Here is a 12,457-nt window from a genome sequence, read left to right as displayed (position 1 = left end):
CGCGGAGAATCGTTTAGATTGCCCAACCACCCGCGTAAAACGCGACCAGCGCGGCGGTAATGATAACAGTGCCGATATTCAGCTTGTGCCATTCGCGAGCAAAGACGCGACCTACGACCAGCGTCACAAACCCCAGCATAATACCGGTGACGATATTACAAGTCAGGACGATGAATACCGCGCAAACCAGCCCTGCCATTGCATCAATAAAGTCATTGAAGTCCAGCTTTGAGACGTTGCTCAACATCAGTAGCCCAACGTACATCAGCGCGGGGGCGGTGGCATAACCAGGGATCAGAAACGACAGCGGAGATAAAAACAGAATCAACAGAAACAGAACGCCAACCACGGTTGCGGTTAAACCGGTTTTACCCCCGGCTGCGGTCCCGGCCGCTGATTCGATATAAACTGCCGCAGGTGCTGCACCCACCAAACCGGAGAATATTGAACTTACCGAGTCACTGGTCAGGGCTTTGCCCCCGTTGATAATCTGGTTGTCTTTATCCAGCAGATTCGCCTGGCCGGCTACGGCACGGATGGTGCCGGTGGCGTCAAACACGGCGGTCATCACCAGCGCCAGTACACTCGGAAGTACGGTTGGCTGGAGCGCGCCCATAATATCCAGACTGAAAATCAGAGACTTACCATCTTCGCCAGTCAGGCTCGGCATTGCCACCAGACCGTGGTATTTCACCGCCGGATCAAAGATTAAGCCGATGATCGAGATGGCGATAATGACCAACAAGATCCCGCCTGGTATGCGGCATTTTTCCAGACCGAAAATCACCGCTAATCCCAGCAAGCTCATTAGTACCGGGAAGGAGGTAAACGCGCCGAGCGCAACCGGTAAGCCTTCAATCGGGTTTTTGATAACCATACCAACACCGTTAGCGGCAATCAGTAGCAGGAAAAGACCAATACCGATACCTGTACCGTGTGCAATACCCATCGGTAAATTACGCAAGATCCAGGTACGAATACCTGTTACGGAGATGGCGGTGAATATCAACCCCATCAGAAAGACCGCACCCAGTGCTACCGGAACGCTAATTTGTTGCCCGAGCACCAGACTGAATGCGGTAAATGCCGTTAAGGAAATGGCGCAACCAATCGCCATTGGCAGGTTAGCCCATAACCCCATCAGCAGGGAGCCAAAGCCTGCGACCAGACAGGTGGCAACAAAGACCGCTGCGGGAGGAAAACCTGCTTTACCCAGCATTCCCGGCACTACGATAACGGAGTAAACCATCGCCAGGAATGTGGTCAGGCCTGCCAGAACTTCCTGGCGAACGGTACTGCCACGAGCGGTAATTTTAAAATAATTATCCAGGGCGCCCTGTGGCTTTGATGCGTCCGGTGTTTGTAGGATGTCTCCAGACATAATGATGTCCTCACGAGGTTTATTATTAGTTACGTTCGTACACCAGACGACCATCAACGTAGGTGCGGTAGATCGAACGATCATCGCCCAGCGTCATCATCACGAACAATTTATCGACTAAAGATACAGAGTTGTCATAGCGCAGTTGCTGTAGCGGTGTGGCAGTGGGTTCCATCACCACAAAATCAGCCTCTTTGCCTGGTAAAAAATTGCCAATCAGGTTGTCAAGGCCCAGAGATTTCGCGCCGCCGAGCGTGGCAAGGTAAAACGCTTCATAGGCTGAGAGACGATAGCCCTGTAATTGCAACACTTTGTAGGCTTCGTTCAGTGTTTGCAGCATGTTGAAGGTGGTTCCGGCACCGATATCGGTTCCCATGCCCACTTTGACTTTCTTCTGCCATGCTTTTTGCAGATTGAATAAGCCGCTACCGAGATAAAGGTTGGAGGTCGGACAGAAAGCGATGCTGGATTGAGTTTCGCTAAGGCGATCCCACTCTTTTTCTTCCAGATGGACGCAGTGAGCAAAGACGCAGTTTTTACCGGTCAGACCGTACTGGTGGTAAACATCCAGATAACCATCATGTTCAGGATAAAGTGATTTCACCCAGGCAATTTCATCTTTGTTTTCACAGAGATGGGTATGTACCCACGTATCGGGGTACTCTTTTTTCAGGCGTTGCGCCATTGCCATCTGTTCGGGCGATGAAGTGGGGGCGAAGCGTGGCGTAATGGCGTACAACAGACGACCATTTTTGTGCCAGCGTTTGATCAGCTCTTTGCTTTGCAGGTAGCTGCTTTCGGCGGTATCAAGCAGATAATCCGGCGCGTTGCGATCCATCATCACCTTACCGGCAATCATGCGCATATTGATATGACTGGCGGCTTCAAACAGTGCATCAACGGATTGCGGATGAACCGTACCAAACACCAGTGCCGTGGTTGTGCCGTTACGTAAAAGTTGCTTGATGAAGAACGCCGACATTTCACGGGCGTACTCTAAATCCTCATAGCGACGTTCAGTAGGGAAGGTGTGTTTATTCAACCATTCCAGCAATTGTTCGCCATAGGCACCGACCATTTCACTTTGCGGGTAATGGATATGCGTATCGACAAAGCCCGGTACTATCAGTTTGCCGCGATAGTCGCGAACGCGAATGGTGTCAGGAATTTGATGCTTGCCGTCTTCCCATTCGCCAAACCATTCCACCTTCCCCTGTTTAATGAGTAATAAACCGTCCTCAATAAAACGCAGCGCAGAGGCAATCTCTTCCGGGTTATCGACTGTACGGGTGACATCAATAAAACTGCCTCGTACTGCTTTTAACGTGTGTTCTCCTGACATCATTGACTCCTTTATTGTTAATCCATCTCTTCCGCTGAGGTAATACCCGGCAGAACGCTTTCCTGTCGGTAGCCACCAGGGAGGATAATATTTAATAAAATCGCAGTTAACCCGCCTGCACAAATAGGGTTTTCAACTAATACATAAATTGAGGCAGGTAATATTTTAAAAATTTCGGGGTCGTAGGAGACGCCAAGCCCTAAACCTAAAGAAGTGGCGACAATAAGTGTTTCACGGCGTTTTAATCCGTTGGTGATAATGATGCGGATACCGGCGATGGCAATCATGGAAAACATCAGCGTCATTGCCCCACCCAGAACTGCTGAGGGAATGGTAGTGAAGAAGCCGCCGATCATCGGAAATAACCCGAGGATAACCAACATTACCGCGATGGTTCGCCCGACATAACGTGAGGCGACGCCGGTCATCTGAATAACACCGTTATTTTGCGCAAAGGTAGTTAATGGTAATGAGCCGACTGCGGAGGCGATAACAGAAACCAGACCATCAGCCAACACGCCGCCTTTCAGACGTGATTGATATTCTTCCCCCTGAATGGGGCGGCGGGAAACCATTGCCGTGGCGGTGATATCGCCTACTGCTTCCAGTACGCTAAGTAGATAAATCGTGCCGACCACCAGGAACTGATGAAAGTTGAAACTAAATCCGTATTTGAAGGGATGCGGGACGGTGATTAACGGCAGATTGCGCATACTGCTGAAATCTACCATTCCCAGGCATAAGGATGCGATATAGCCGACACATAGCCCAATGGCGATCCCGCCCATGCGTAACAACGGACTGCGGCAGCAGTTAAAGCCGATCACCACAATCAGAACCAATAATCCAACGCCGAGGTGTTCGTAATTGCCGAACGTACCGCTGCTTTTGGCTGCAAATCCACCACCAAAATCAATAATGCCGACTTTAATCAGACTTAAGCCGATCATCAGCACCACAATACCGCTGACGGTGGGGGAGATAACCCGACGTAAATAGGGCAGGATAAAAGAAGAACCGACAACCAGAAATGCGCCAACGAAGGAGACGCCGAGTAGCGACGACATGATTAATTCTTCGTGAAAACCGTCACTTTTCATGCTGCTGCCTAGCGCAATCATGACCGTAACAAATGAAAAATTAACGGATTGAATTGAGAGCAAACCGGAACCCACAATACCGTAACGGTTTACCTGTAACCAGGTGCCAATGCCAGAGGCAATCATCGCCATAGAAACCAGATAGGCGGTCGTTTCTGCAGAAAGCTGTAAAGCCGCACCAACAATTAATGCGGGGGTCACCATCGGAACAAAAATTGCCAACAGATGGGTAATGGCACCAACAATAGCCTGATGAAAGGGAGGGCGATCCTCCAGTTCAAATATAAGGTCGGAGCCTGCATGGTTTATATCAGACATCCCTTCACTCCTTTTAAAGTAAATTTGATCATCTGAATCAGTAAAATAAATACCCACGAATTTGGGGCGCAGGACGCCTTGAGAACGGCTTATCTCATTTTCGCAGTTACTAATTAGTTATCTTTAATACAAGGGAAACAGGCCGCCGAAGCGGCCATTAATTACTTATATTTTTTTCAGCGCGGTAAGTATTTTCTCCGGTGTGAAATGCCATTCGCGTAGCCAGATGCCGCAGGCATCGTGAATTGCGGTGGCAATTGCTGGTGCTGCACCATTTACGCCAATTTCTGAGATCGATTTTGCTCCGAATGGACCGACTTTATCGTCGCTCGGCACCAACACGGCACGGAAATCACGCGGGATGTCACCAATTTTGGGAGCACCGTAGCTACGTAAATCACGTGTTAACGGGTGTCCTTCGGCGTCATAAATGATTTCTTCGCTCATACTGTGTCCGATAGCACGCAGGGTAGCTCCATAGATCTGTCCCAACGCTAACTCTGGGTTAACTGGCGTACCGCAATCCAGCAATGCGTAGAATTTGTCCAGGCGGATTTCACCGGTACGCGTGTTGACGGCAACTTCAGCAAAGTTTGCGCCATACGGAAAGGCGAAATCAGGCGTGATGTAGCAGGCTGTTCCCACCAGCGAACCAAAACCAGTACCGGTTTCGCCTTTATGGGCAATATCCCCGAAACTGACTTCGCCTTTCTTGCCACGAACGACACCTGGCGTTGCCAGTTGGACATCTTCCAGTGGTTCATCAAGCATTTGTGCGCCATGAAAGAGAATTTTCTCGCGCAGATTTTCTGCCGCCATACGCGCCGCGTTGCCTGAGAAGCAAGTACCAGACGAGGCATAAGCGCCTTTGTCAAACAATGCATGGTCAGTATCACCGGAGATAACATGCACATCCTGAGGTGGACAGTGCAGCACTTCTGCTGCCAGTTTTGTCACTACGGTATCCAGGCCGGTTCCGATATCAGCACCACCAGAATGGACAATAAAGGTGCCATCAGATTCCAGTTTGATCATGCAGTTAGCCTGATCGATATCCGGGATCCCCGATTTCTGCATGATAATGGCGACGCCACGACCTGTGCGCCAGTCACCTTCCTGTGATTTCGGTGAAGACCATTGGATCATTTCACGACCCTGACGCAGGATCTCTTCCAGTGCGCAACTGGCAGCAGAAGGAACGGAGGTTGGCGCTTTACCTTCACCAATCGCACCGAGGATCTTCAGCTCTTGCCCTTCATGTACCCGGTTACGTTCGATAATTTCCAGTTGATCAATCTGTAATTGTTCAGCAAGTTCTGCTAACGCCATGGTGATAGCAAAGTTACCTTTTGGCGCGCCATAGCCCTGATAAGCACCATTTGGACAAATGTTGCTGTAGTAGGTGGTGACCTGAAAATCGACGTTATCGCACGGGTACAGCGGCAACGACAGCGCCGGTCCGTTACACGGTACGGTGAGTGAGTGGTTGCCATAAGGGCCCGTATTGGCGCGGAAATCCATTTTCACTGCCGTCAGGCGACCATCTTTTTTTGCCCCCAGTTTGACAGTGACTTTCGCGACGTGACGAGAGGTGTTAGCAATAAACTCTTCTTCACGGGTGTAGTGGAACAGTACCGGACGCCCGGTCACACAGGTTGCCCAGGCGCACACTTCCTCCAGCAGGATGTCCTGTTTGGAGCCGAAACCGCCGCCCACGCGTTCTTTAATGACATGAACTTTATGCTGTTTCATACCAACGAGACGCGCTACCTGACGGCGCAGGTGCCACGGTACTTGGGTGGAGGCGTGGATCACCAGCCGATCGCCATCCATACGGGTAAAGCAGATATGTGTTTCAGTCGGGCATTGTTGTGCCTGAGTTGAATTATAGGTTCGCTCAATGATCACATCAGCATCAGCGAAGCCTTTGTCCATATCACCGATATGACCATGAATGCTGGCGGCAATATTTTTACGTGGGCGAGAACCGATAGGGAAGTTAATGATCATATGCTCGCCGCGCTGGGCCGCGTGGCTATTGTCTTCTTCCAGCGTCTCTGGCGCACCAGCGACATACACCACCGGTTCATCGTGAACGACAGGGGCATCTTCCGCCATTGCTTCGTCAATCGACATTACCGGTTTAAGCACTTCATATTCAACGTCAATGAGCTTCAGTGCTTCGAGCGCAATTTCTTCACTTTCGGCAACGATCGCAGCAACGCGATCGCCAACGTGACGCATTTTTTTGCCGAACATGCGACGGTCGAGCGGTGAAGGTTCTGGCGCGCTTTGACCACCAGGAGTGTAGTAAATATCCGGGCAGTTGAGATGAGTGATAACGTGAACGACGCCCGGTAAGGCTTCGGCTTTGCTGACATCCAGATGAGTAATCAGTGCGTGAGCATGTGGGCTGCGTAACATTTTAATGACGCAGGCGTCAGCCGTTACGCGGTCTTCAACATAGCAGGGTTTCGCCTGCACCATTTTAGCAGCATCGGTTTTGGGGTAGTGCTTGCCAATAACTTCAAGGTCGTTACGGAAAGTGGGGGCGATGTCAATCGTGGCACGCGGGTTATTTTTACGCGCAATAGCCAGTTCAATGACTTGATAGTATTGCTGCCAACCCGCATCGCGGCTGAACAGACCAGAAAGCGCGTCGTCGATCTCTTCGCGGGTTGGCTCGGCAATGCGATCGAGTAGATCGGTAATAATCAAAGATGCTGCCGGATCGTTATAACCGGACTGCACCACGCCAACATCAACCATTGCCTGTTGAACCAGGCTTAATTCGTTCCATTTGCCTAAGGATTCTGCGGTGCGAATGTTTGCTTTTTCTAACTGTGCTGCAATCAGCAAGGAGGCATTAACGATGTTGCCGTTAAAAAGAATCGCATCAGAACCGGCGAAACCGAAACCATCATCACTGTTGCGCACGGAGTGCATACCCATACCAAACAACAGCTTTTGCACGTTTTCGCCAGGGTTAACGGTTAGCCCCTGGGGTGCGCCATTTAAAGTAAAGTGGATGATCATACGGCTTCCTCCCCAGCCTGTTGGCAGTCGGCATAAAGGTCGGCCACCAGAACTCCCGTGATATAGCGTTTATACGCTACGCTCCCCCGCAAATCTTCCTGGGGGAAAATGGCGTTGGCGACGGCCTGTTCAAGTGCATTGCCTTCCAGGTTTTGTTTTTCGACATCGTGCAGGCGCAGGGCTTTACTGGCAACGCCATCCAGCGCAATTCGCAGTCCGTCGTGGTCAGTTAATGCAACGGCTGCAGTCACCACTGTTAACCCCGCCCGGGAACGGCTAATTTTACGGGTCGCACAGGTGCGATACGGATCTTTAATGATGATTTCGGTTAGCAGGCGATCGCCCGGATCGGCCAGATAGCTCTCAATCGACAACGTTTCGCCATTGCCAAAGACCAGTTCTGCATCCAGTGCTAACAGAACCGGAAGAAGAACGGACTCTTCCTGCCGGGCCGCTATTTCGCCGCCGATAGTCGACTGATTTCGTACATGACGAGAGTAGACAAAACCGAGAGCTTCACGCAGTGCCACTGGAATAAATCGCGCATCGCGCAGTGGTTGTAAGCGCGACATTGCGCCAATACGCAGTGCGCCGTTATCCCAGTCAATCCAGTCCAGTTCCAGATCCTGCAAGGAAATAGCAATTTTTTTATTGGTACGGGTTGGCGTGGCGTTGAGTTTGCTGCCCCCGGCAAACCAGACGGCTTCATCCTGGTAGCGGCGCTTCAGTTCCAGCGCCTGTTCTACAGAGTCGGGCCTGAAAAATTGTTCAATCATCTTCTTTCCTTATTTAACCCTCTTCCCTGAAGGAAGAGGGTATAGGTCATTTATGCCAGCGCATCCATCCGACGCCACATACTGGCGGCGGCTTTTCTGGCTTGCGCATAAATGGAATCGCAATCGAAGTTAAACTGACGATCTTCGTAGACCATCACGCCGTTAACCATCACGCTGTTAACGCTGCCTGAACCCATACCGAAGGCGATGTGGCCTGCAATATTGTCTGCCAGCAGCGGCGTTGGCGAGTTGTAATCGCAAATGGTTAAATCTGCTTTATAACCGGCTTCCAGAAGGCCAAATTTCGCACCAAAGTTGCGGCTCATCAGTTCGTTGCCGTTAGTCAGCGCTCTGGCAAAACTGTCTGGCCACAGTGGGCCACCAGAGTCACGATGTTTAAAGAAGGCGAATTTCATCTCTTCAAACATGTCTGAACCGATGCCGTCAGTTCCCAGTGCCAGATTGCGAATGTCGCTAAGATGATGGTTGTAACCAACATGGTTGTTCATGTTTGAACGGGCGTTATGTACCAGGAACGCGTCACGTTGGTTAAGCAGGGCAATATCCTCTTTCGACAGATACAGCCCATGAGCGACCAGCGTTTTGCTATCGATGAGATCGAATTGCGCCAGGCGTGCCAGCAGATCTTTTCCGTACCTGTGGTGACTGTAAGAAACGTCGTAAAGGTCTTCCGCAGCGTGTATGTGTAAACCACGGCCTGTGGCTTTCACTGCTTCGCGCAGCATTTCCAGACCAACATCTGGCACGGTAAACGGCGCGTGAGCACCGATATGCGCTTCTACCAGATACGGCTCGCTTGCCGCTTTCTTCGCGTCGTCAATCTGACGGGCGAAACGGATGTTTTCCTCTACCCCATCCTGCAACTCTTTAATACCGTTATTACGATCTGTTGTTTCAAAACAGGTCATCGCACGTAGACCAACTTTTAGAAATGCGTTGCGCAACGTCGAGAGCGATCCGCCGATATAAGCCGGAGAGGCATGGTGATCGATAACCGATGTACATCCGCTCTTAATCGCTTCCAGTGAACAAATCAGCCCGCTGTAATAGAGCGACTCTTCATCAAGGGCGCGATCGAGTCGCCACCAGAGATTTTTTAGCGTTGAGATGAAGTCCGGGCAGGGGGCAATATTCGCCATAATTCCGCGGGAAAGCCCCGAGTAAAAATGGTTGTGCGAGCATACGATCCCTGGCATCACAATCCGGCCATGCATCTCTTTGTAGCTGGCTTCAGGGTAGCGGTGTGTCAGGGAGTTGCCGATAGCGATAATGACATCATTTTCGATGGCGATATCGACGCCTTCCTGCACTTTCGCCGGGTGTAGCTGTACTGCAGTGACATTCTTAAGAATCAACATGATTACACCTCCACGCGGCCCAGCAGATAATGATGATGCTGGTGAATATGGCTGATAATGCGGCACATATCGTTCAGCTCTGGCGGTACGTTGTTGAACTGGCCTTCGCTATTAATGTTCAACACCCAGCTTTGGTTATTCAGACGTACGCTTACCCGATCATCTTCCACCAGGAAGCCAGGGTTGCTGCTGTTATCAAAGTCTTGCGACAGACTGAAGACGGTGATTTTGTCTTTGTACGGTTTACCGTTCCATGGACAGAACTGAGCACAGTTACCGCATTCGTTGCAGTAGGCATCAAGGTGCAGCGTCTGGAAACGGTTCTGGAAGCCAGGAACCGCAATTGAGATGTTGGCGCGGTTCGGGCAGACATCCACACACTTGCTGCAAACGTAGTTACATTCAAGGCAGCGCGCGGATTCCTGAGCGACAAATGCGTCACGATCATCGCTGCTCACCAGGGTGACAGAGATGTCGCCTTTACGTTGGTAGATTTCTGCCGGGTTAACGTTGTTCCAGTATTTATCGCGCTGGTGGGAACGGATATTTTCCCGGCTAAGGATGGCATCGGCTGCCCGACGAGCGGTGCTGACAGCGGCAACGATTGAGGACGGCCCGCGTTGTACGTCACCGATCATAAAGACGTCAGTCAGACGGGTTTCGCCGTTATGGTCGACGTCAGGCCAGCCGTTTTTGTCCAGTGGCACACCCATCGCATTCAGGGCTTCGGTATCCTGCTGTTCGCCAATGGCAGTAATCAGGCTGTCTACATGCAGCGTTACCGTTTCGTTGGTTTCAACCGGACGGCGGCGACCTTTCTCATCAGGTTCGCCAAGTGACATGACGCGCAATGTTAAGGTGCCATCAGCATCGAAACGTTGCGGATTGTTCAGGAAACGGAACTCCACGCCATCGTGCAACGCTTCTTCATACTCTTCGCGCCACGCGGGCATCTCTTGCAGTGAACGACGGTAAACCACAGTTGCTTTTTCTACGCCCGGAACGCGTAACGCTGCTCGCGCGCAGTCCATTGCGGTGTTGCCCGCACCGACAACCACTACATGTTTGCCAAGGTTGAGCGCCGTACCTTTATTGTACTCGCGCAGGAAGGGGAGTGATTTCCAGATATTCTGGTTGTCGCCCGCCAGTTTCACACCGCTGTTTTTATCGGTGCCGGTAGCAATCAGAACGTAGTGGTAGCCCTGATTCTTTAACTGCTCGACGGTCAGTTCCGGTGAGCAGCCATACTCAAATTTCACACCGTGATCGGCAACAAAATCGATATCGTGCTGAATTAACTCTGCCGGAATACGGAACTGAGGAATGATATTTTTCACCACGCCGCCTGCGTTGGCTTCGCGTTCAAATAACGTAACCGGATGACCCGCTCTGGCAAGGAAGTAACCGGCAGCCAGACCTGCTGGACCCGCGCCAATCACGGCAACCGGATGGCGTGAACCGGAACCGGCAGGTTTGTGCCAGCGTTGCTTATACTCATCCCAGCCTTTTTCCAGGGCGACTTTTTTCAGTTCGCGGATATTCAGTGCGCTGTCGTAATCGAGGCGGGTACAGTTGTACTGGCACTGATGATCGCAAATGTGGCCGGTAATGGCGGGCAGCGCATTACGTTGGTAGATGAGTTCCAGCGCATCGGCATAGCGATGTTCGCCCAACAGTCGAATGTATTCCGGAATATCTTGTTTGATGGCACAGGCAGTGACACATGGAGCAACGTAGCAATCGGTCAGCGGGAGATCTTCTGCCACTTCAATACGCTCTTCTGGCTTCCAGTGTTTTTGAGTGTATTCCATGGTTAATGCATCTGCTGCCAGCTTGCTCAGTCGTTCAACGTCAACGTGGTTAAGCCCCCAGGCGTCTGACCCTTCCAGTTCGCGCATACAGGCGCTTAAACGCAGATAGCCGCCAGGTTTCAGCAGGTCGGTTGCCATAGTGATCGGGCGAATACCGGTATCGAAAATATCGCGGATCGTCAGTTGGCTCGCACCACCGGAGTAAGAAATTGGCAGTTTGCCGTCAAAGGCACGAGACAGAACGGCTGCAACATTGATAGAGAGTGGGAACAGCGCGCGACCCGACATATACATCTCTTCACCAGGCAGTGCGCCTTTATTGTTGATAGTGCCGAGGGTGTTAGTCAGTTTGACGCCAAAGCCGAGTGATTTCTCTTTTGCCAGCGCCATCAGGCGTTCCAGCATTTCCAGTGCCTGCGCCAGCTTGAGGTCATGATCAAATGATTCTTCTTTTAAGCCGATGTAATCGAAGCCGCAGCCATCGAGAATCTCGCGAACACGAGCGTAACCTAATAAAGTTGGGTTGAGTTTTACAAAGGTATTCAGCTCTTTTTCTTCCAGCATGTAGCGGCAAATGGCTTCGATTTCATGCGGAGGGCAACCGTGCATGGTGGAGAGAGTAACGCCTTGTACCATGCTGGTGGGGATGCGTGCCGGTAATGCCTGTAAATGTTCGCGTTTATCCTGCAAATCGTGACGAGCCAAAAACGCGTCATCCTGAAGCAGTTTATTAAGCGTATCGCGGTATTGAGCGAATTTCGGATGGTCAGATGCGTCCATCATATTATCGATGAACTGCTGCATTGGCGGCTGCTTAATACCGTCGAGGTTGTAACCGACGCTCATATTAAAGATGAACGACTTGCCTGATTCTGAAGGCTGGAACAGGGCTTCAAGCAGATGCAAGGCAAACCAGGCTTTAAGGTATTCATCCCACGCTTTAAGCAGAGTGAATTCGGTAGACCATTCGGTGTTAAAACACTCGTCTTCGGCATCGATACAGGGTTTTTCCAGCTCCAGACGGTCAAGAATTTGTACAGTTTTTAGTTCGATGAATCGTCCGCCGGTCAGCCAGGAGGTGACGATGTTTTGCGCGAGCTGTGTGTGCGGTCCGGCGGCTGGGCCGACGGGGGTAGCACAGGTTTCACCGAAGACGCTAACAGATTTACCTTTTACGGGTGAGTAAAACTGTTGTTCGGGAATACCAAAGATTGAGCGTTGTTGTTGGTACTCATCAAATATGCGCGTCAAAAGTTCCTCAAACGGAATGGGACGCATAATATCCCCCATAACCCTCTCCTTAGCTTATACAGA

General features: G+C 51.0%; 7 protein-coding genes. All 7 read right to left on the bottom strand.

Going from position 1 to position 12,457, the window contains the following annotated elements; all coding sequences use genetic code 11:
• Positions 1-13 precede the first annotated feature (13 nt).
• The 7 genes from ghxQ to ygfK all read right to left on the bottom strand — a co-directional run bounded on the left by ghxQ (position 14) and on the right by ygfK (position 12,433).
• A complete protein-coding gene (gene ghxQ, locus A1SC_RS10375; protein WP_000012179.1) occupies positions 14-1,381 on the bottom strand; it encodes a guanine/hypoxanthine transporter GhxQ in 1,368 nt (455 codons plus the stop codon).
• 25 nt (positions 1,382-1,406) lie between these two features.
• A complete protein-coding gene (guaD, locus tag A1SC_RS10380) occupies positions 1,407-2,723 on the bottom strand; it encodes a guanine deaminase (protein ID WP_010378591.1) in 1,317 nt (438 codons plus the stop codon).
• Between the two features lie 17 nt (positions 2,724-2,740).
• Positions 2,741-4,141: a xanthine/proton symporter XanQ gene (gene xanQ / locus A1SC_RS10385; protein WP_001517020.1), complete on the bottom strand. Its 1,401-nt coding sequence runs from the start codon at positions 4,139-4,141 to the stop codon at positions 2,741-2,743.
• A gap of 165 nt (positions 4,142-4,306) precedes the next feature.
• The gene (locus A1SC_RS10390; RefSeq protein ID WP_000583667.1) at positions 4,307-7,177 is read right to left on the bottom strand and encodes a molybdopterin-dependent oxidoreductase Mo/Fe-S-binding subunit; all 2,871 of its coding nucleotides are present in this window, start codon (positions 7,175-7,177) and stop codon (positions 4,307-4,309) included.
• Positions 7,174-7,953, bottom strand: a complete 780-nt coding sequence (gene ygfM / locus A1SC_RS10395; RefSeq protein ID WP_000572480.1) for a molybdopterin-dependent oxidoreductase FAD-binding subunit — start codon at positions 7,951-7,953, stop codon at positions 7,174-7,176. Before ygfM ends, A1SC_RS10390 begins: the two co-directional genes overlap by 4 nt.
• 50 nt (positions 7,954-8,003) lie before the next feature.
• Entirely contained in the window at positions 8,004-9,332 is a 1,329-nt protein-coding gene (gene ssnA / locus A1SC_RS10400) for a putative aminohydrolase SsnA (protein WP_016262502.1), read from the bottom strand.
• A gap of 2 nt (positions 9,333-9,334) precedes the next feature.
• Positions 9,335-12,433 carry a putative selenate reductase subunit YgfK gene (ygfK, locus tag A1SC_RS10405; protein ID WP_016262501.1) on the bottom strand — a complete coding sequence of 1,033 codons (3,099 nt, stop codon included), beginning with the start codon at positions 12,431-12,433 and terminating at the stop codon, positions 9,335-9,337.
• Positions 12,434-12,457 lie beyond the last annotated feature (24 nt).

Origin of the sequence: Escherichia sp. KTE52, assembly GCF_000408325.1 — a bacterium.
GTDB lineage: Bacteria > Pseudomonadota > Gammaproteobacteria > Enterobacterales > Enterobacteriaceae > Escherichia > Escherichia marmotae.
The sequence above is the reverse complement of the archived record's forward strand: the minus strand, read 5'-3'. Positions and strand labels throughout refer to the sequence as shown.